General features: G+C 72.7%; 17 protein-coding genes and 1 tRNA gene. 9 read left to right on the plus strand and 9 right to left on the minus strand.

Going from position 1 to position 19,651, the window contains the following annotated elements:
• The first annotated feature begins 21 nt into the window (after window positions 1–21).
• A complete protein-coding gene (locus ACIRSS_RS18905; RefSeq protein ID WP_400896420.1) occupies window positions 22–1,029 on the plus strand; it encodes an ArsA-related P-loop ATPase in 1,008 nt (335 codons plus the stop codon).
• Window positions 1,026–2,147, plus strand: a complete 1,122-nt coding sequence (locus ACIRSS_RS18910) for an ArsA family ATPase (protein WP_400896421.1) — start codon at window positions 1,026–1,028, stop codon at window positions 2,145–2,147. Before ACIRSS_RS18905 ends, ACIRSS_RS18910 begins: the two co-directional genes overlap by 4 nt.
• A gap of 47 nt (window positions 2,148–2,194) precedes the next feature.
• Here ACIRSS_RS18910 and ACIRSS_RS18915 read toward each other — a convergent pair whose 3' ends face one another.
• Complete coding sequence (locus ACIRSS_RS18915) at window positions 2,195–2,491, minus strand: WhiB family transcriptional regulator (protein ID WP_329054225.1); 297 nt, start codon at window positions 2,489–2,491, stop codon at window positions 2,195–2,197.
• A gap of 342 nt (window positions 2,492–2,833) precedes the next feature.
• On the opposite strand from ACIRSS_RS18915, the gene ACIRSS_RS18920 reads away from it, so the two are divergent.
• Entirely contained in the window at window positions 2,834–5,008 is a 2,175-nt protein-coding gene (locus ACIRSS_RS18920) for a transglycosylase domain-containing protein (protein ID WP_400896422.1), read from the plus strand.
• 38 nt (window positions 5,009–5,046) lie between these two features.
• On the opposite strand, the gene ACIRSS_RS18925 is transcribed toward ACIRSS_RS18920, so the two are convergent.
• A complete protein-coding gene (locus tag ACIRSS_RS18925) occupies window positions 5,047–6,819 on the minus strand; it encodes a serine/threonine-protein kinase (protein WP_400896423.1) in 1,773 nt (590 codons plus the stop codon).
• Between the two features lie 159 nt (window positions 6,820–6,978).
• Between ACIRSS_RS18925 and ACIRSS_RS18930 the strand changes: the two genes are divergently transcribed.
• Window positions 6,979–7,920 (plus strand): metallophosphoesterase, encoded by a 942-nt coding sequence (locus tag ACIRSS_RS18930; RefSeq protein WP_400897554.1) that lies wholly within the window; start codon window positions 6,979–6,981, stop codon window positions 7,918–7,920.
• A 29-nt stretch (window positions 7,921–7,949) separates the two neighbouring features.
• A tRNA-Pro gene (locus ACIRSS_RS18935) sits at window positions 7,950–8,023 on the plus strand.
• A 41-nt stretch (window positions 8,024–8,064) separates the two neighbouring features.
• Here ACIRSS_RS18935 and ACIRSS_RS18940 read toward each other — a convergent pair.
• Window positions 8,065–8,829 (minus strand): class I SAM-dependent methyltransferase, encoded by a 765-nt coding sequence (locus tag ACIRSS_RS18940; protein ID WP_400896424.1) that lies wholly within the window; start codon window positions 8,827–8,829, stop codon window positions 8,065–8,067.
• A 39-nt stretch (window positions 8,830–8,868) separates the two neighbouring features.
• On the opposite strand from ACIRSS_RS18940, the gene ACIRSS_RS18945 reads away from it, so the two are divergent.
• Window positions 8,869–10,719 carry a prolyl oligopeptidase family serine peptidase gene (locus ACIRSS_RS18945; RefSeq protein ID WP_400896425.1) on the plus strand — a complete coding sequence of 617 codons (1,851 nt, stop codon included), beginning with the start codon at window positions 8,869–8,871 and terminating at the stop codon, window positions 10,717–10,719.
• Between the two features lie 36 nt (window positions 10,720–10,755).
• Here ACIRSS_RS18945 and ACIRSS_RS18950 read toward each other — a convergent pair whose 3' ends face one another.
• The 6 genes from ACIRSS_RS18950 to ACIRSS_RS18975 are packed head-to-tail and all read right to left on the minus strand — an operon-like array spanning window position 10,756 to window position 15,824.
• Window positions 10,756–10,941 carry a tautomerase family protein gene (locus ACIRSS_RS18950; protein WP_013230573.1) on the minus strand — a complete coding sequence of 62 codons (186 nt, stop codon included), beginning with the start codon at window positions 10,939–10,941 and terminating at the stop codon, window positions 10,756–10,758.
• 15 nt (window positions 10,942–10,956) lie between these two features.
• Window positions 10,957–11,994, minus strand: coding sequence for a GNAT family N-acetyltransferase (locus ACIRSS_RS18955; RefSeq protein ID WP_400896426.1), 1,038 nt, complete (start codon window positions 11,992–11,994; stop codon window positions 10,957–10,959).
• Window positions 11,988–13,031, minus strand: coding sequence for a GNAT family N-acetyltransferase (locus ACIRSS_RS18960; RefSeq protein ID WP_400896427.1), 1,044 nt, complete (start codon window positions 13,029–13,031; stop codon window positions 11,988–11,990). The genes ACIRSS_RS18955 and ACIRSS_RS18960 overlap by 7 nt, the downstream gene beginning before the upstream one ends.
• On the minus strand, window positions 13,028–14,092 hold the full coding sequence (locus tag ACIRSS_RS18965; RefSeq protein WP_400896428.1) for a hypothetical protein: 1,065 nt from the start codon (window positions 14,090–14,092) through the stop codon (window positions 13,028–13,030). Before ACIRSS_RS18965 ends, ACIRSS_RS18960 begins: the two co-directional genes overlap by 4 nt.
• Window positions 14,089–15,120 (minus strand): GNAT family N-acetyltransferase, encoded by a 1,032-nt coding sequence (locus ACIRSS_RS18970; RefSeq protein WP_400896429.1) that lies wholly within the window; start codon window positions 15,118–15,120, stop codon window positions 14,089–14,091. The genes ACIRSS_RS18965 and ACIRSS_RS18970 overlap by 4 nt, the downstream gene beginning before the upstream one ends.
• Window positions 15,117–15,824, minus strand: coding sequence for a hypothetical protein (locus tag ACIRSS_RS18975; protein ID WP_400897556.1), 708 nt, complete (start codon window positions 15,822–15,824; stop codon window positions 15,117–15,119). Before ACIRSS_RS18975 ends, ACIRSS_RS18970 begins: the two co-directional genes overlap by 4 nt.
• 323 nt (window positions 15,825–16,147) lie before the next feature.
• Between ACIRSS_RS18975 and ACIRSS_RS18980 the strand changes: the two genes are divergently transcribed.
• The 3 genes from ACIRSS_RS18980 to ACIRSS_RS18990 are packed head-to-tail and all read left to right on the plus strand — an operon-like array spanning window position 16,148 to window position 19,640.
• Window positions 16,148–17,158 (plus strand): glycosyltransferase family 2 protein, encoded by a 1,011-nt coding sequence (locus ACIRSS_RS18980; RefSeq protein WP_400896431.1) that lies wholly within the window; start codon window positions 16,148–16,150, stop codon window positions 17,156–17,158.
• Window positions 17,155–18,396: an ATP-grasp domain-containing protein gene (locus tag ACIRSS_RS18985; protein WP_400896433.1), complete on the plus strand. Its 1,242-nt coding sequence runs from the start codon at window positions 17,155–17,157 to the stop codon at window positions 18,394–18,396. The genes ACIRSS_RS18980 and ACIRSS_RS18985 overlap by 4 nt, the downstream gene beginning before the upstream one ends.
• Window positions 18,393–19,640 carry a hypothetical protein gene (locus ACIRSS_RS18990; RefSeq protein WP_400896435.1) on the plus strand — a complete coding sequence of 416 codons (1,248 nt, stop codon included), beginning with the start codon at window positions 18,393–18,395 and terminating at the stop codon, window positions 19,638–19,640. Before ACIRSS_RS18985 ends, ACIRSS_RS18990 begins: the two co-directional genes overlap by 4 nt.
• Window positions 19,641–19,651 lie beyond the last annotated feature (11 nt).

Consider the following 19,651-nt stretch of genomic DNA (forward strand, 5'->3'; position numbering starts at 1 on the left):
GAGCTGATTTAGGGTGAAGAAGTGACCACTCCCCATGCCGGCTGGACCGACGAGCTTGCCCGCGCCCGGCTGCACTTCGTCACCGGCAAGGGCGGGACCGGCAAGACGACGCTCGCCGCGGCGCTCGGCCTCGCGCTCGCCCGCGAAGGCCGCCGGGTGCTGCTCATCGAGGTCGAGGGCCGCCAGGGCATCGCCCAGCTCTTCGACACCGAGCCGCTGCCCTACGCCGAGCAGCGCATCGCCGCCGTCCCCGGCGGGGGCGAGCTGCGCGCGCTGCACATCGACGTCGAAGCCGCGCTGCTCGAGTACTTCGAGATGTTCTACAACCTGGGCTTCGCCGGCCGGACGCTGCGGCGGATGGGCGCGATCGAGTTCGCGACCACGCTCGCGCCGGGCCTGCGGGACGTCCTGCTCACCGGAAAGATCAAGGAGTGCGTCGGCCGGACCGAGTCCGACGGGCGGCACACCTACGACGCCGTCGTCGTCGACTCGCCGCCGACCGGCCGGGTCGTCAAGTTCCTCGACGTCACCAAGGCCCTCACCGACCTCGCGAAGACCGGCCCGATCCGCGGCCAGGCCGAGGGGGTCGTGCGGCTGCTGCACTCCGGCGAGACGGTGATCCACCTGGCCACGCTGCTGGAGGAGATGCCGGTCCGCGAGACCGTCGAGGCCGTGGCCGAGCTGGACGGCGCCGACCTGCGCCCGGGCGCGGTGCTGGTCAACCGGGTCCGGCCGCCGCGGCTGCCCGCCCGTTCGGTGACCGCCGCCGCGGACGGGCGCGTCGACGCCTCCCGCGTCCGGACCGGGCTGGCGTCGGCCGGGCTGAAGCTGCCGCAGGAGACCCTGGACGCGCTGGTCGACGAGACCGTCGAGCACGCCGTGCGCGTCGCGGCCGAGCAGCGGGCGCGCGAGCAGCTCGCCGAGGCCGACCTGCCGACCCTGGAGCTGCCGGACCTGACCGACGGCGTCGACGTCGCCGCCCTCTACGACCTGGCCGAGGCCCTGACCGACCAGGGGGTGCGGTTGTGACCACCATCGACATCGACGCGCTGCTCGACGACCCGGAGAGCCGCGTGATCGTCTGCTGCGGCTCCGGCGGCGTCGGCAAGACGACCACCGCGGCGGCGCTGGCGCTGCGTGCGGCCGAGCGCGGCCGGCAGACGGTGGTGCTGACCATCGACCCCGCGCGCCGGCTCGCCCAGGCGCTCGGCTTGCGCGAACTCGGCAACCACCCGAAGCAGGTGCAGGTCGAAGGGTTCGAGCCCAAGGGCGAGCTGTGGGCGATGATGCTCGACATGCGCCGCACGTTCGACGACATGGTGCGCGTGCACGCCGGCCCGGAACGCGCCGAACAGCTGCTGAAGAACCCCTTCTACCAGACCATTTCCACGTCGTTCTCCGGCACGCAGGAGTACATGGCGATGGAGAAGCTGGGCCAGCTCGCGGCCACCGGCGACTGGGACCTGATCATCGTCGACACGCCGCCGAGCCGGTCCGCCTTGGACTTCCTGGACGCGCCGACGCGGCTGTCGTCCGCGTTGGACGGCCGGATGATCCGCCTGCTGACGGGCCCGGCGAAGGCCGGCGGCTGGGGCCTGCGCAAGGTCGTCAACGCGGGCTTCTCGATGTTCGCCAAGGCCGTGTCGACGATCATCGGCGGCCAGCTGCTGACCGACGCGTCCGCGTTCATGCAGGCGTTCGACAGCATGTTCGGCGGCTTCCGCGAGCGCGCCCGCAAGACGGCGGAGCTGCTGCGCTCGTCCGGGACGTCGTTCCTGGTGGTGGCCGCGCCGGAGCCGGACGCGCTGCGCGAGGCGTCCTACTTCGTGGAGCGGCTCTCGTCGGAGTCGATGCCGCTGGCGGGGCTGATCGCGAACCGGACGCACCCGGTGCTCGCGAAGCTGTCGGGCGCGGAGGCGCGCGCGGCGGCGGAGTCCCTGCAGGACGGCGACACGAACGCGCCGCTGGCCGAGGCGGTGCTGCGGCTGCACGCGGACCGCGTCGACCTCGCGGCTCGCGAAGAGCGGCTGCTCGCGCGGTTCACCCGGGCGCACCCCGAGGTGGCCCTGGCCCGGGTGCCCGCGCTGGCCGGTGACGTGCACGACCTCGAGGGTCTGCGCGACATCGGCGTCAAGCTGGCCGGCTGAGCGGCGCGGGGGACGCGGCGGCAGGGCCGCGCCCACCCGCCCCGGCTTCAGCCGACTTCGACCCGCTCCTCCGCGTCCCTCTTGGCCGCTTCGAGCAGGTCAGCCCAGCTCACCACGTCGGGGCGGCGGCGCAGCAACGCCCGCCGCTCCCGCTCGGTCATGCCTCCCCACACGCCGAAGTTGATCCGGCCGTCGAGTGCTTCGGCGAGGCATTCCGTCCGGACCGGGCAGCCCATGCAGACCGCCTTGGCCCGGTTCTGCTCCGCGCCCCGGACGAACAGGCCGTCCGGGTCGGCGTCCCGGCAGGACGCGTTGATTCGCCAGCTCGACTGGTTGGTTTCCATACCCCCAGCTCCCTACCCTGGTGATCGACGCACCAGCGGGGAAAGGCACTGCGCTCCCTGCCCCCGCGAGCGTGTCTCCCTCTGCTCACGTCGGTTCCGGGCACCTCCCCGGTGCCGGCGCCGCCGTTCGGACCACGCGAGCTCCCACCCGCGTTGATCCATCCGACGGCTTTTCTTCGTGAGACGTTGACGGACTGTAGGGGCCGTCGGTTCCCCCCGCCAAGACCTAGAATGCCTTCCGTTACCAGATGTCACCGAAGGGGGTCGGTTTTGTCACTGATTTCACACCCTCGGAGACACGGCGTCACCGGCGCCTGACCCGCTCCGGGTAGCCTGGCCCTCGTGCGAAAAGCGGATGGTTTGTTCAAGCTCATCGGCCTCTGTCTGCTCGCGGGGGTGCTCGTCGCCGGCATGCTCTTCCCCGTCGTGGGGGCTGCCGGTGTCATGTCCAACCAGGCCAGCGAGACGGTCGAGAAGACGTCGTCGGACCTCGCCGACATCCCGCCGCCGCTGGTGACGACGGTCACCGACAGCACCGGCAAGCCGATCGCGACCCTGTACGACCAGTACCGGCTCCCGATCACCCCGGACCAGATCAACGAGGCCATGAAGTGGGCCCTGGTCTCGGTCGAGGACAAGCGGTTCTACGAGCACCACGGCGTCGACTGGCAGGGCACCCTGCGCGCGGCCGTCAGCAACAGCGCCGGCGCGGACACGCAGGGCGCGTCGACGCTGACCCAGCAGTACACCAAGAACTACCTGATCAACGTCGTCTACCGGAACGACCCGATCGGCCAGAAGAAGGCCCAGGAGCAGTCGATCGCCCGCAAGCTCAAGGAAGCGCGGATCGCGATCCAGCTCGAGACGAAGCTGACGAAGCAGCAGATCCTCGCGGGCTACCTGAACATCGTCGAGTTCTCCCGCCAGATCTACGGGATCGGCGCCGCCGCGCACGCGTACTTCGACACCACCCCGGAGAAGCTGACCGTGCCGCAGGCCGCGTTGCTGGCCGGGCTGGTGAACAACCCGATCAACAACGACCCGTGGAAGCACCCGGACAAGGCGACCGCGCGCCGCAACCTGGTGCTCGACCGGATGGTGGAGAACAAGAAGCTGGCCAAGGCCGACGCCGACCGCTTCAAGGGCGAGCCGCTCGGCGTCGTCCCGGACAGCCCGAAGAAGCCGGCGGCCAACTGCATCGGCGCGGGCCCGGAGTCCGGGTTCTTCTGCCAGTACGTCGAGGACTACCTGCTCAAGGCCGGCGGGATGACCAAGGACCAGCTCTACACCGGCGGCTACACGATCAAGAGCACGCTGGACGAGCGGGCCAACCACGAGGCGAAGGTCTCGGCGGAGGCGCAGGTCGACAAGACCCAGAAGTACGTGGCGAACACGTTGTCCTTGATCAGACCGGGCAAGGACCGGCACGAGGTGGTCGCGCTGGCCGCGAACCGGGACTACGGCCAGGACCAGGACGCCGGGCAGACGACGTACGCGCTACCCGCGGGCGTCTACAACACCGGCGGTGCGGGGTCGACGTTCAAGATCTTCACGTCGGCCGCGGTCCTCGACAAGGGCATCGCGGGGATCTACTCGCCCGTCGACATGCCGGACTCCTACACGTCGCACATCTTCTCGACCGGCAAGGGCGGGTGCAGCACCACGCCGACCGGGAAACCCGCCACGTACTGGTACTGCGTCGGCAACGCGGGTGACTACAGCCGCGTCGGCGCGAACGCGACGCTCCAGACGGCGTTGGCGACGTCCCCGAACACCACGTTCGTGGCGTTGGAGGACAAGCTCGGCAGCACCGGACCGGCCATCGACATGGCCAAGCGGCTCGGCCTGCGCGAGACGATGGCGAGCAACACCGGCGGTGGCCCCGTCGACCCGAACGTCAAGGGCAAGAACCAGAGCCAGGCGGAGGCGTACGGCCCCACCGCGAACGGCCCGGGCCTCGGCGCGTTCACGCTCGGGTTCAGCCCGGTTAGCGGCCTGGAGATGGGCAACGTCGCCGCGACGCTCCTGTCCGGCGGGGTCTGGTGCCCGCCGACCCCGATCGCCGGGGTGACCGACCGCAACGGCCAGCCGGTGCCGATCAAGGAAGCGCCGTGCGAGCAGGCCGTGCCCGAGGGCTTGGCGAACACCCTCGCCGTCGGCATGAGCAAGGACGACCAGCCGGGCGGCACGTCGGCCAAGGCCGCCGCGGACGTCGGCTGGAACCGCCCGACCATCGGCAAGACGGGCACGACGCAGGGCAACGTCTCGGCGGCGTTCGTCGGCGGCACGCCGCAGCTCGCGGGCGCGGCGATGACGTTCAAGTTCGGCGGCGGCCAGGGCGGTATCTGCGACGCCGGCCCGGGCAACGTCCGCGTCTGCGGCGGCGGGGGCAACATCTTCGGCGGCAAGGCACCGGCCCGCACGTGGTTCGGCGCGATGAAGAACATCATGGAGGGCCAGCCGGTGGTGGACTTGCCACAACCTGACCCGCGGTACATGGGCGGCGGCGCCCGGTAGCTCGGTCGGAGGGCCCGCGGGGAACCGCGGGCCCTCCTTCAGTTCTGCGGCATGTCCGACAGGATCTCGGTGTTCCACCACTGGTAGAGCTGGTCCAGCTGGTCGTTGTCCGTCACCTTGGTGGACAGGAGGATCCCCGCCACCAGGTTCTTCTTCTCCGTCCACACCAGCTGGGCCGGGTCGCCGAGGAAGCACGTCAGGTACTCGCCCGGGATCGGGTTCGCCGCGCGGTAGTACGTCCCCCAGATCTTCGGGTACTTGTCCGGCCGGCACGCGCCCTGGGCGTCGTTGCGGGTCAAGCCCTGGGTCTTCACGATGTCCTGGAAGAACGCGTCCATCGCCGCCGCGTCCGCGAAGCGCAGGAACCTCGCTCCGGTCGGCTGCCGGAAGACCACGTTGCCGATCTTGACGTCGCCCACGTTCGAGTCCGTGCACTCGGCCGCCGCGGCCGCGCCGGGCGGTGCCGCCGCCGGCACGCACGTGTACTGCTTGTAGACCGCGGGAAGCGCGTCGAACAGCTTGCCGTCGGGTGCCGGTTTCGAGTCCGAAGTGGACGGTGGCGGGCTCGACTTCCCCGTCGAGCTTTCGGGCGCCGGCGTCGACGACGTCGGGGGTTCGACCGTCACCGGCGTCCGCGGGCCGCCCGTCTGCGTCGTCTGGTCCTTGGTCACCAGGTACGTGATCAGCAGCGCGACCACGACGACGCCCGCCAGCGCGGCGCACAACGCGATCCACCGGCTCCGCTGGGACTTCGCCGGCCCGCCCGCGGCCGGCGCGAGCTTGCCCGACGGTCCGGTGAACGGCCGCGGACCGGGGTACGAACCGGTCGGCGGGCCCGCGTAGGGCGTGGCCGGCATCGGGCGCGGCGGGGTCATCGGGGCGGGCACCGCGTGCTGCTGCGGGATCGGCCCGGAGAAGGTGGGCGGCGGCGCGGCCAGGGTCGGCGGCGGGGTCACCGGGCCCGGCAAGGTTTTCTGCCACGTCGGCAGCGGGGCGGCCGGCGCGGTCACCGCCGCGCGCGCGGCGTCGGCGAACGCCCGCGCCGTCGGGTAGCGGTCGGCGGGGTTCTTCGCCATCCCGCGCGCCACCACCGCGTCCAGCGCCGGCGGCAGCCCGGGGCGCTCCTGCGACAGCACCGGCGGCGGCGCGTTCAGGTGCGCGCCCATCTGCGCGGCCGCGCCCTCCGCCGGGAACGGGCGCCGCCCGGTGAGGCACTCGAAGAACACGCACGCGAGCGCGTAGACGTCGACGAGCCCGGTGATCGGCGCGTCGCCGAAGCGTTCGGGCGCCATGTAGTCGAGCGTGCCGATCACGTTGCCGGTGCCGGTGATCGACGTCCCCTCGGCGGTCATCGACCGCGCGATGCCGAAGTCCACTAGGTACACGAAGTCCGCGCTCGTCACCAGCACGTTGGACGGCTTGACGTCCCGGTGCACCAGCCCGTCCTCGTGGGCGGCGTCGAGCGCGCCCGCGACCTGCTCGACGATCCCGGCGGCCCGCGCGGGCTCGAGCGGGCCGTCTTCCAGCAGTTCCTTCAGGTCCTTGCCTTCGACGAGCCGCATGTCGAGGTACAGGCGGCCGTCGATCTCGCCGTAGGCGTGGATCGGGATCACGTGCGGTTCCCGCAGCCGCGCGACGATCTGCGACTCGCGGCGGAACCGCGCGCGGAAGGCCTCGTCGTCCGCGTTCGGCCCGGACAGCAGCTTCAGAGCGACGACGCGGTCGTGCGCGGTGTCGTAGGCGCGGTGGACCTCGCCCATGCCGCCGCGGCCGAGCAGGCCTTCGATCCGGTACGGCCCGAACTGCTCCATCGTTCTCCCCAAGCCCCCCGGCTCTTCCGTCCCTTGTTCGGGCCGACGCAAATGCTAAGCGTCAGGTTCCCCGGAACGGCGGCGAAGTCATCCAACTGTTGAGCACGTATCCTGGACTTCGTGAGCACGCTCAGTAACACAAGCACGTCGGGGGCGACCGTGAAGCGCCTCGCCGCGGGGACGGTGGCGCTCGGCGTCGCGACCCTCGGTTACGCCGTCGGCATCGAACGGCGCCACTGGACCCTGCGCACCGCCGAGCTGCCGGTGCTGGCGCCCGGGTCCCGGCCCTTCACGATCCTGCACGTCTCCGACCTGCACATGCTGCCCGGCCACCGCAGCAAGCAGCGCTGGGTCGCCGCGCTGGACGAGCTGAACCCGGACCTCGTCGTCAACACCGGCGACAACCTCTCGCACCGGACGGCGGTCCCGTCCGTGCTGCGCGCGCTGGGCCCGCTGCTCGACCGGCCCGGCCTGTTCGTCTTCGGCAGCAACGACTACTACGCGCCCAAGCCCAAGAACCCGGCCCGGTACCTGATGCCGAAGGGCAAGAAGAAGCGCATCCACGGCGTCCAGCTGCCGTGGCGCGACCTGCGCGCGGCGTTCGTCGAGCACGGCTGGACGGACCTGACGCACGTCCGCCGCACGATCGACGTCGGCGGCCAGGCGGTGTTCGCGGCCGGCGTCGACGACCCCCACCTGCGCCGCGACCGCTACACCGACATCGCGGGCCCGGCCGACAGCGGCGCGGCGGTCCGCATCGGCGTGACGCACTCGCCGGAGCCGCGGGTCCTCGACACGTTCGCCACGGACGGTTACGACCTGGTCCTCGCGGGCCACACCCACGGCGGCCAGCTCCGGCTCCCGGGTTACGGCGCTTTGGTCACGAACTGTGAGCTGGATCGCACCCGGGCCCGCGGCGCCTCGCGCTGGGGAGCGCACATGTGGCTGCACGTTTCGGCCGGCTTGGGGACGTCGCCGTGGGCGCCGGCCAGGTTCGCGTGCCCGCCCGAGGCCAGCTTGTTGACCCTGGTCCCGCGCGGGTCGGGGTCGCCGAAGTCGCGAAAGACGGCCCCCCGAAAAGCCCGCGACACCGTCCGCTAGACTTCTCCACGACCCGTTAAGCAGTACCTCGGGGTGTGGCGCAGCTTGGTAGCGTGCCTCGTTCGGGTCGAGGAGGTCGTGGGTTCGAATCCCGCCACCCCGACGAGTAAGAGCCGGTGTCTTCGGACACCGGCTCTTCTGGTTTCAGCGGGTCGCCGTCACCTCGACCCAGCACTGGCTGAAATCACCGTCGCCGCCGCGGGTCCACACCCAGGCCGACCGCGCCGCGCTCGCCAGCTGGTCGCGGTCGCGCCCCTCCTCCTCGAGCGCCGCCTCCAGCCGCGACTCCACGTACTTCGCCAGGTCGCGGTAGCTCATGTCCGAGCGGTAGCGGGCTCTCGACACCACCTCCGTGAACCCCGCCGTGACGCACTGGTCGGCGATCACCCGGCCGGCGAACGGGTTGCCGCCCGCCTGGCGGCGCAGCAGGTAGTGCCCTCTCAGCGCCGCGTCGACGTTCGCCGTCTTCGGGCGCAGCCTCGCCTTGCTCCAGTCCGATGTGGACAAAGCGAGCCGGCCGCCCGGCTTCAGCACCCGGCGCAGTTCCGCCAAAGCGTCCAGCGGACGGGACAGGTGCTCGAACAACGCGTGGGAAAACGCCACGTCCACACTGCCGGACGCGAACGGCAGGTCGTAGGCCGACGCCACCAGGAAGTCCACTGTGGACCGGCCGGCCCGGCGCGCGAGGTCGCGGGCCATCGCGATCTGCCCCGCGTCGAGGTCGACGCCCGTCATCCGGGACTCCGCGGCGAGGCCGAGCGTGATCGAACCCGGGCCGCAGCCGAGGTCGACGACCCACATCCCCGGTGCGAACAGCGGCTGGGCGAACGTCGCGCGCTCCGCCGCCGTGCGCGCGGACATCATCGAAACCGCGTCTCGCCCGTAGCCCGGCGCGTAACCCTCCAGCACCCCGCACACAGTACGGCCAGAAGGTGGCAGGATCGAGGGGTGAGCACGCAGTCAGCGAACCAATATCCGCCCGCGGTGGTCCCGGACCGGCTGTTCGACGACGCCGAAGCCGAGAACCGCTGGCGCGCCCGCTTCCACGCGCCGCGCATCTCGACGCCCGAGTGGGCCCGCGACGCCCCCGACGCCAACATCTACGTCTCCAACTCCAGCGGTGTCTGGGAGGTCTACGCCTGGAACCGCGCGACCGGCGAGCACCGCCGCGTCACCGACCGGCCGAACGGCACCCTGCACGCGACGCCGTCCCCGGACGGCGAATGGATCTGGTGGTTCGACGACACCGACGGCGACGAGTTCGGCTCCTGGGTGCGCGAGCCCTTCGCCGCGACCGAGGGCAGCGAACCCGAGAAGGCCGTGCCCGACGTCCACGACGGCTACCCCGCCGGCCTCGAGATCGGCGCGAAACTCGTCGCGGTCGGCGTCTCGACCGACGACGGCAGCGAGCTGTTCGCCCGGATCGGCGGCGAGACGCAGCGCTTCTACAGCCACGCGGACGACGCCGGCATCGCGTCGATGTCCCGCGACGAGAGCCTGATCGCGATCTCCCACTCCGAGCACGGCGACTCGCGCCACCCCGCCCTGCGGGTGCTCGCCACCGACGGGTTCGGGACCGTCGCGGACAAGTGGGACGGCGAGGGCAAGGGCCTGACCGCCCTCGAGTTCTCGCCGCTGCCCGGCGACCAGCGCCTGCTGGTGCTGCACGAGCGCCGGGGCCGCGAAGAGCTGCTCGTCTGGGACGTCCGGGCCGACAGCGAGACCGAGATCGAGCTCGATCTGCCCGGCGAAGTCGTCGCCGGCTGGTACCCGGACGCGCGGGCCCTGCTCGTCGTCCACTTCCACGAAGGCCGCAGCTCGTTGTACCGCTACGACCTCGACACGGCCGAACTGTCCTCTGTGGACACGCCGGCCGGGCGCATCGGCGGCGCCGGCGTCCGTCCGGACGGGACGGTCGAGTACTCGTGGTCCAGCGCCGCCGAGCCGGCCGCGGTCCGGGCGCGCGCGGCCGACGGCACCGACTCGGTGCTGCTCGAGCCGCCGGGCGAGCGCGCGCCGGGGTCGGAGCCGGTGACCGACGCGTTCGTCGAAGGCGTCGGCGGCCGGATCCACGCGCTGGTCTCGCGGCCGTCGAACGCGCCGGAGGGCCCGCTGCCGACGGTGTTCTCGCTGCACGGCGGCCCGCACTCGGCCGACGAGGACCGCTTCTCCGCCTACCGTGCGACCTGGCTCGACGCCGGGTTCGCGGTGGTCGAGGTCAACTACCGCGGGTCGACCGGCTACGGCTCGGCCTGGCGCGACGCCATCGAGGGCCGGCCCGGGCTGACCGAGCTCGAGGACGTAGCCGCGGTGCACGACTGGGCCATCCAAAGTGGACTCAGTGACCCGGCCAAGTGCGTCGTGAACGGCGCTTCGTGGGGCGGCTACCTGTCGCTGCTCGCGCTCGGCACGCAGCCGACGCGGTGGGCGGCGGGCGTCGCCGGGGTGCCGGTGGCCGACTACGTCGCCGCGTACGAGGACGAGATGGAGCAGCTGCGCTCGTTCGACCGTGCTCTGTTCGGCGGCTCGCCGGAAGACGTGCCGGCGGTGTACCGGGAGTGCTCGCCGCTGACGTACGTCGACGCCGTGACGGCACCGGTGCTCGTGCTGGCCGGCGACAACGACCCGCGCTGCCCGATCCGCCAGATCGAGAACTACCTCGACCGCCTCGGCGGCCGCGACCTGCACCACGAGTTCTACCGCTACGACGCGGGCCACGGCTCGCTGGTGATCGCGGAGACGATCAAGCAGACGTCGATCGAGGTCCACTTCGCGCTGCGGGCCCTCGGCCTGCGCTGACGCACTCGCCGGGAGGCCGGACGGCCTCCCGGCGGGTCAGCGTTCGGAGTGCAGGACGCCGCCGGTGGCCCAGTGGTCGGCGCCGACCTCGACCAGTGTCACCTGGACGCCCTCGGGCTTGCCGCCGCAGGTGCGGATGAACGCGTCCGTCAGCTCCCGGACCAACGCGCTCTTCTGGGCCGGTGTGCGGCCGGGGAACATGGCAACGCTGATCATCGGCATGGCGGCTCCTGGGTGCTAGACGGGACGTCGCGAAGCTAGCACCGGCACCGCCGCCGCGTACTGCGGGACGAGCCGCGCGCCGAGGGTCGCCTTCATCTCCGTCATCTTCTTGCCGAACACCACCGACGGCCGCCCGGTCGCGATCGCCCAGCGGACCGCCTCGCCGTAGAAGTGGAAGTACAGGTTCGGCCGTCCTCCCGCCTCCGGCGACAGGGCGCCCCAGTGCCGGGCGATCGGGAGGTCCGGGTGGTCGAGCAGGGTCGCGAGCGCGAGCAGCCGGCCGGTCCGGGTGTCGTGGTACTCGATCACCCACACGTCCGGCTGCCGCAGCAGCGCCTTGAGGTAGCCGGTGAAGTGCGGCAGCGGCACGATCGGGACGTCGTGGTGCTTGCGCTCGTTGTGCCGCAGCACCTCGGCGACGGCGACCGGGTCGGCCTCCTTCCCCGGCCGGAAGCGCACCTCGACCGACGGGTCGGCGTCGAAGGTGCGGAAGATCTTGCGCAGGTTCTGCTTCCGCTTGCGGGCCAGCGAGTTCATCCAGTCGTCGCGGGAACCGAACCGCGCGACGTCGAGCACCGCGACGTCCTCGGTCCGCCGCACCAGCCGGAACCGGCCGTCGACGGCGGGCACGCCCGGCTCGCCGACCTGCCGGACGAGCAGCCCGCGGAACCCGCGGCCGAGCTCGGCGCGCATCGCCGGGACGTAGGACTCCAGCAGCCGCCGGACGCCGCCGTCTTCGCCCGCGTCCGCGAACCACCAGCCCGGCTGCGAACCCGCGCCGGGCCCGCGGACGTCGAGGCCGCCGAACCGGCCGCGGCCGCTCCCGGCGAACCGGTGCCGCCGCGTCCGGCCGGTCACCCAGGCGGCGCTGACGACCCCGCGGAGGTCGGTTCCCTCGCGCAGCACGGTCACCGGCTGCGGGGTCCGCGCGGCCCACGCCTGGGTCGCGAGCACCTCCCAGCTCCAGTCGGCCCGCAGGCCGGCGCGCTCGCGCAACGCCGTCCAGTACGCCGGTTCCGCGTCGTGACGCGGGTCGAGCACGTCGATCACCACCGCGTCACCGGCCTCGGCACGACGACGCCGAGCATCGGGCTCGGCGTGAACCCCAGCGACGTCTTGAGGTCGGTGACCCCGCGGCCCAGCGAAAGGAACTTCCGGTTGTTCTCGATCATGTGCCGCACTCCCCGCACGACGACGTCGAAGTAGAGGTGCTTCGGCCGGCCGTCCCCCGGCGGCAGCGCGGCCCAGTGCTGGTGCAGCGGCATCACCGGGTGGTCGAGCAGGTCGGTGAACGCGAGCAGGCGGCCGCCGTCGTCGTGGTAGGTCGTGGTGACGACGTCGGGGCGCCCGACGAGCTCGCCGAGGTACTCGGCGGTGACCGGGCCGCGCTGGTCGAACTTCACCGGGCCCTTCGTCTCGCGGTGGGCGCGCAGCATCGCCGCCAGCTCCGCCGGGTCGAGGTCGTCGCGGGCCGTCCCGGCGCGGACGACGAGCCCGGGGTCGGCGGCGATCTTGCGGATCTGGCCGCGCAGGCTCGAGCGCCGGTTGCGGCTCAACGACGCCAGCCAATCGTCGAGGTCGCCGAAGGTGTTCTCCAGCACCAAGGTCGGGTTGATCTCTCGGACGAGCCGGCCGCGCCCGGACACCAGCCCGGCGTCGTCCGGCGGGATCGCGCGGTACACCACGCCGAGGCAGCCGGGGCCGGTGCGCCGGCAGGCCGCGCGTTCGAACCGGCGCAGGATCTCGCGGCGTGCGGCGACGTCGAGCCCTTCGGCGAACAGCCACGCCGGGTACGCCGACAACCACGCGTGCTGGACCTCCAGCCAGCGCGGACCCCACCGGGCCGGACCGTCGACCGGGCCGGGCGCGGACGACGACGTCGGCCGGCAGACCATGGCGAGCACCGCGGCGACGATGTCCGCGCCGTCGGTGACCACGGTCAGCAGGTACGGGCTGCGCGACGGCCGCGACTCCGTGCACAGCAGGCCGTAGTCCCAGGTCAGCGGGGCCTGCTGGGCTTCGAGGAACGCGGCCCAGCCGGCCGGCTCGGGATCGGTGCGCGGGTCGAGCACCCGGATCGACCAGGTCATCGGCCCAGCACCGGCCTCGGCACGGCCACCGAGAACAGGCTCCGCGTGCCGAAGCCCAGCGCCGTCTTCTCCGGCAGCATCGCGCGGCCCGCGGTCAGCTCGGGCCGTCCCTCGGCGATCATGTGCGCCACGCACCGGGCGTAACAGTCGACATAGAGCCCCTTCCGGCCCCCGGCCGCGCTCGGGAGCGCCGCCCAGTGGTGCACCGCGCACCCCGTTTCGTGGTCGATCATCGTGTTGAAGCCGAGCAGCCGGCCGGTTCCGTCGCGGTAGGTGCGGGTCAGCACGTCCGGCCGGCGGACGAGCGCGTCGAGGTACGCGGGGGCGACCGGGCTGCGGGTGTCCAGGTGCAGGCCGCCGATCCGCGACCGCTGCCCGCCGGCCCACGCGCGGTCGTCCTGCCGCGCGCGGTGGGCGTTGAGCAGCACGGCCAGTTCGTGCGGGTCGAGGTCGGTGCGCCCGAAGGCCGCTTCGGTGGCGACGTCCGGGTTCAGGTACCGGCGGACGTCCGGGGCGAGCGTCGCCGCCCATTCGTCCACAGTGGAGTAGCGGTTCACCAGCACCGCGGCGGGGTCGATCTCCCGCGTCATCCGGCCGCGGCCGCCGAGCGCGGGGACCAACCCGGGGTCCATCGCGCGGTAGACCACGCCGAGCAGGCCCGGGCCGACGTACGCCCGTAGCGCGCGTTCGAACTCCCGGATCGCCGCGCGCCGATCGGTGAACTCCTCGTCGAAGACGCAGGCCGGGTAACCGCTCAACAGCGGGAGGTAGACCTCGGCCCAGCGCGGCCGCAGCCGGCCGCCGGACACCGGCCCGAAGGCCCGCCCGCCCCAGCCCCGGCACACCATCACCGCGAACGCGCCCGCGATCCGGCCGCCCGCGCGGACGACGGCGAGCACCGGCGGGTTCTTCGCCAGCCACGCCTCCCGGCGCAGCAGCTCGTAGTCCCACACCGGCGGCAGACACCGGGCCCGGAACTCGGTCCACCCCTCCGGCCGCGGGCCGGTCCGGGGGTCGTGGATGTCCACTTGCGACACCGCGGTCGTCGTCGGCGCGCTCATCGGCCCAGCACCGGCCTCGGTACCGCGGCCGTGTACAGCGGCCGCGGCCGGAAGCCGAGATCTTCCTTCAGCTCGATCATCCCGCGGCCCGCGGACAGCTCAATCGCCCCTCGCTGCGCGGTGAAGCGGACCGCGCGGACGTAGGAGTCGAAGTACAGCCATCGCTTCCCGCCCGCGCCGGGCGGCAGCGCGGCCCAGTGCTGCAGGACCGGGGCGTCCGGGTGGTCGAGCAGGGTCTGCACCGCGAGCAGCCGCCCGTCGGTGCCGCGGTAGGTCAGCGTGTGCACGTCCGGCCGCCGGACGAACCGGTCGAGGAACGTCGACGACGGCATCGTGCGCGTGTCCAGCGCGAGCCGGCCGTACCGCTCGCGGTGCTCCCGGATCAACCGGGCCAGCTCGGCCCCGTCGAGGTCGGCGCGGGCCGGGCCGCCCCGCACCACCAGGGTGGGGTCCTCCGCGAGCCGCCGGCGTTGCCGCCGCAGCGCGGCGCGGCGGGACTTCGACAGCGTGGCGAACCAGTCCTCTTCGGACTCGAACCGGTTCTCGAGCACGGCCACCGGGTCCACGCGCTTGACGAGCCGGCCGCGGCCCTCGAGACCGCCGGCGAGGTCTTCCCCGATCGCCCGGTACACCACGGCGACCAGGCCGGGGCCGAGCAACCGGGCCGCCTGCCGCTCGAACGCGCGCAGCAACGCGGCCCGGTCCCGGAAACCCGGCGCGAAGACCACCCCGGGGTAGCCGCTCAGCCACGGTTGGTAAACCTCGGCCCAGAACGGTCTCAGCAAGCGCTTACCGGGTCGCGGCGCGAACCGCGGGGCCAGCCGGGGCCGGCAGACCAGAACGGACATCGCCGCGACGAGCTCGTCGCCCTCGGAGGCGACGACCAGCAGCTGCGGGTTGCGGGCGCCCCAGGCTTCGAGCGCCATCACGTCGTAGCTCCAGACGGGGTGCACGCGCGCGGCTTGGGCGAACGCCGCCCAGCCCGCGGGGGCCGGGTCGGCCCGGGGATCGCGGACCTCGAACCTCATGCCAGGACGACCGGGCTGCCGTGCCGCGGGCACGGCGCGATCTCGCCGCGCACCCCGCCGGCCGGGATGACGTCGACGAACCGCGGGGATGCCTGCCGGAGCAGCGTGAACGCGAGGCCGCCGGCGGTTTTCCGCGCGTAGACGTGCGGCCAGTCGAGGTGCCACCGCCCGCAGTCGCCGAACGCGCCGAGGTACCCGAGCACCGGGTCGCGCAGCACGCCGTAGGGGCCGGCGTCCAGTGAATCGAGTTCGCGCTGCGGCACGGCCTCGACGCGGGGATCCCCGGCGAACGCGGCGATCGCCTTGTCGTCGCCGACGGCGAACACGCGGTGCCCGCGGTCCAGCACGGCCGTCACCTCGCGCAGCACCGACGGGCCCGGCGCGTCCGGGTCGGCGACGCAGCCCCGCACGCCCTTCGGCAGGTCGGCGGGCGGCCGCAGGTCGTCCGGTCCCAGCAGGACGACGAGGTCGCCGGGCCCCGGCCGGCGGGCCGTCCGCAGCACCCGGCCGAGCCCGCGCGCGGGCTCCGTCCGCTGCGCGCCGCCGGCGAGCGGCACGAGGTCGACCAGCTGGTGCACCGCTTCCGCGAGGGGTGCCGCGCCGCCGTTCGTCCCGGTGCGCCCGGGCACCAGCACCGGGTCTTCCCGGCCGTCGAGCGCCCAGCGCTCCCGGTAGAACGGCACCGTCGCGAACGCCGAGCGCACCGCCCGTGCGTAAGCCGCGCGCCAAACGACCCCCGCCCCCAGATTCCACATGGCCGGGGAGTCTGCGTCATCGACGCTGTGTGGGGAAGGACTTCGCCGTCAGGACACCCCGAATGCCGGATGGGTTACTACTTTGGTCTGGGTCTGAACGGAGGAATTCGTAGTCCTGCCGTCGCACAACAACGATCCGTCTGCTTATAACTCCGCAACACCGCATATCGGCAAGCGGACTTACCGGATCCGACTGGGGGATTCATGATCGCTTTTCACACTGTCCGTGACCGTTCGGCCACGAAAGCGCCACTGCCCGCCTGGCGCCGGAGATGACCGCCCCTTTCCCGGGGCCTGCCCAAAGTGGACTGACCGTAGTCATCCCGTGCTTCAACGAAGTCGACAACATCGGACCGTCCTATCGGGAAATAACCAACGAACTCGGTCACCTTTCACTGGAATTGTTCTTCGTCGACGACGGGAGCGTCGACGGGACACTGGAGGAGATCCGCAAGCTCGCGGCGGCCGACCCGCGCGTGCGGTACCTGTCCTTTTCGCGGAACTTCGGTTTCGAGGCCGCTTTCTCGGCCGGCTACCGCTATGCGTCGCAGCCGTGGATCCTGCACGTCGACGCCGACCAGCAGTTCCCCGCGGCCGAGGCGGAGAAGCTGATCGCGGCGGCCGAGCAGGGCAACGACGCCGTCTTCGGCGTCCGCACCAACCGCCAGGACCCGCTGCCGCGGCGCTGGGGCACCGCGGCCTTCCACTTCCTCGGCCGGCGGGTGCTGCGCATCGAGATCCCGCCGGGCGCCACGGCGTTCCGGCTGGTCCGCGCGGAGCTGGCCCGCAAGATCGTGGACCTGCGGCTCGGCACGCCGTACTTCCTGGCCACCGTGCCCCGGCTGACCAGCCGCTACACGTGCGTCCAGGTCGCCCACCGGGCGCGGGAGCGCGGTGAGTCCAAAGTGGGCTTCGGGTTCCTGGCTTCGCACGCCATCGAGCTCTTCGTCGGGTTCACCCGGCGGCTCACGACGGCGGCGTCCGCGACGGCCCTGCTGGCCGCGGGGATCGCGGTGCTCGCCGGTGGCGCGGCGGCCTTCGGCCTGCTCGGCGCCGGTGTCACGGCCACGCTGCTGTTCGCGCTGCTCGCGGTGCTGCTGCTGGTGGCGTCGCTGACCGTGCGCTACCTCGTCGTGGTCGGCGCCGGGCAGCCGCGGCCGCGGCAGTTCTACGTCCGGGAGGCGAACGTCGTCGTCGACGCCGAGGACCGGCTCTTCACCCCGGTGGACCCCGCGGGTCCCCGGCTCATCGATGTGCATCTGGGGAAAGGCGTTTCAGCGTGACGAGTTCGAAGAAGGACCCCGCGAGAACCCTGGTGGTCCTGGGGGGCGCGGACGGTTCGGTCAGCACCTACGAGCGGGCGCGGGAGCTGGGGTTCCGCACGATCTGCGTGGACGTCCGGCCCGGCGCGCCGGCGGTGGCCTACGCCGACGAGTTCCTGCAGGTCAGCGTCCGGGCGCCGGAGCAGATCGCGGCGGCGCTGGAGGGCCGCCGCGACCTCGCCGGCGTGCTGTGCCCCGCCAGCGACGTCGGCCTGCCCGCCTTGGCGTGGCTCACCCGGCACTGGGGCATGCCGGACCCGCTGCCCGAGTACGCGGTCCGCGCGTCGACGGACAAGTCCGTCTTCCGCGCCCTGTGCGACCACCTGGGACTGCCGAGCTACCGCAGCGTGGACGGCCGTCCGGGTCCCGAGCTCGTGCACGCCGCCCAGCAGCTGCGGTTCCCCGCGCTCGTCAAGCCGGTCGACTCCTCCGGCAGCCGCGGGGTCGTCTCGTGCGCCGGGCCCGGCCTGCTGACCAAGGCGTTCACCGAGTCGCTCGCGTTCTCGCCGTCCGGCCGGCTGGTGGTGGAGGAACACCTCGACGGCTCGCACTTCACCATCGAGGCGCTGGCCGTCGAGGGCCGGATCGTCTTCCACGCCGTCACCGAACGCGTGCTCACGCCGCCGCCGTTCTTCGTGACGTCGTCGCACCTGCTGCCCGGCGAGCTCCCGGCCGACGTCGAGCTCGGCCTGATCGAGGCCCTCGACCTGATCTGCACCGAGCTCGGCTATCGGACCGGACCGCTGACGCTGGACGCCGTCCTGGGCCGGGACGGGCGCCTGTACCTGGTCGAGATGGGTGCCCGGATGGGCGGCAACGGGCTCGCCGAGGCGATCGCGCACTGCCACGGCGCCGACCTGATCGGTGCCGGGATCGCCGCCGCCACCGGCGACGAGGTGCGGCTGGACCTGCACGAGCCGAAGCCGACGCTGGTGCACATCCTCGCGTCCGACCGCGGCGGCCACCTGTCCCGGGTGGACGGTGCCGACGACGTCCGCGCGATGCCGGGCCTGGTCGGGCTGCACCTGTTCGCCGACGAGGGTTCGTTCGTCCGGCCCTACGAGCAGGCCGGGCACAAGCTCGGCTACGTCGTGCTCACCGCCGGCTCGGTGCCGGAGCTGCTCTCGCGCGAGAACGCCGTCCGCGGCACGCTGAAGTTCCTGCTGCACGACCAGGACATGGCGGTACCCCTGCCGTGACCGCGCCGTCTGCCGCCCCGCCGGTCGCGGCTCCGCCGCGGCCGGCGGTGGTGCTGCGGCTGCTCGCCGGCCGCGGCGCCTTCCGGCTGGCGGTCCAGCTGATGGGGCTGGTGCTGATCACCGCTTGGGGCGCCCGCGACTACGGAAGGTTCGCGAACGCGCTGGGCCTGATGACCTGGCTGAACTTCGTGCCGGCCGCGGCGGAGAAGTCCGCGTTGAAGAGCCTGCCGCGGCTGCGCCGGACCCGGGACGCCGTCGCGGCGCTCGCGGTCCGGATCGCCGCGGTGCCGGTGCTGGCGGTGCTGGCCGCGACGGCCGTCGCGCTGGTGGTGGCCCCGCGCTCGGCCGCCGCGCTGTACCTGACCGCGGCGGCCTGGTCGATCTCCGGCGGGCTGCTGATGACCGTGTCCGGTCTGCACCGGCTGCGCGATAAGTCCACTTTGGACGCTCTCGCGTTCACCGCGGGCGCGGTCGTCGTCGGTGCCGTCACGTGCGTGACGTGGGCGGTCCGCTGGTCTCCCGAGACGCACTTGGCGTTGCTGCTCGGCGGGATCCTCGTGATCCTCGGTGCGTCGGTGGCCCTGCTGCCGAAGCCGTGGCTGAGCGGCGGCGGGGTGCCGGGGCACCGGCTGCTGCCCGCGTTCGGCCGCAGCACGGTGCTGCTCGGGCTGACCGAGCTGCTCGACGTCATCTCGACCTCGGTCGTGTTCGCGGTGCTCGCGCTGTCCGGCCGGACCACCGACAGCGGCCCGTTCTACCTGGCGCTGCTGGCGTCGAGCGCGGTCTGCTCGCTGCTGTACTACCAGCTCAAGCTGCACCAGCCGGCGGCGTCGCGGCGGATGCGCGGCACCGGCGCGGCGGCCGGCCGCGCCCGGGCCGTCGGCCTGCTCGCGCTGGTCGAACGCGCGGGTATCGCGGTCGTCGTGCTGCTGGCCGCGGGTCTCGCCATCCCCGGGACCCGCGGCCTGCTCACCGCCGAAGACGCCTACGTCGTCCTCGGGCTGCTCGTCCTCGCCGAAACCGCGTTGTACGCGATCGGGCTGTACGCGGGCTTCCTCATCGAAAACACCAACAGCAAGGTGCTGACGCTGACGTCCGGCACCGCCGTCCTCTCGCTGGCCGCCACCGCCGTCGCGGCTGCGCTGCTCGTCCCCGCCCTCGGGCCGGTCGGCGGGTTCGCCGCGCTGGTCCTCGCCCTCGCCGTGAAGGCCGCCGTCTTGCGACGCCTGGTCCGCCGCCGCTGAAACTCCGGGAG

It is taken from the genome of Amycolatopsis sp. NPDC101161 (genome assembly GCF_044768185.1).
Taxonomy (GTDB): domain Bacteria; phylum Actinomycetota; class Actinomycetes; order Mycobacteriales; family Pseudonocardiaceae; genus Amycolatopsis.

Coding starts and splice junctions, on each gene's coding strand:
- ACIRSS_RS18965 (WP_400896428.1), bottom strand. CDS start 14,092: ATGAGCGCGCCGACGACGACCGCGGTGTCGCAAGTGGACATCCACGAC.
- ACIRSS_RS18970 (WP_400896429.1), bottom strand. CDS start 15,120: ATGAGGTTCGAGGTCCGCGATCCCCGGGCCGACCCGGCCCCCGCGGGC.
- ACIRSS_RS18915 (WP_329054225.1), bottom strand. CDS start 2,491: ATGGAAACCAACCAGTCGAGCTGGCGAATCAACGCGTCCTGCCGGGAC.
- ACIRSS_RS18980 (WP_400896431.1), top strand. CDS start 16,148: ATGACCGCCCCTTTCCCGGGGCCTGCCCAAAGTGGACTGACCGTAGTC.
- ACIRSS_RS18950 (WP_013230573.1), bottom strand. CDS start 10,941: ATGCCGATGATCAGCGTTGCCATGTTCCCCGGCCGCACACCGGCCCAG.
- ACIRSS_RS18925 (WP_400896423.1), bottom strand. CDS start 6,819: ATGGAGCAGTTCGGGCCGTACCGGATCGAAGGCCTGCTCGGCCGCGGC.
- ACIRSS_RS18960 (WP_400896427.1), bottom strand. CDS start 13,031: ATGACCTGGTCGATCCGGGTGCTCGACCCGCGCACCGATCCCGAGCCG.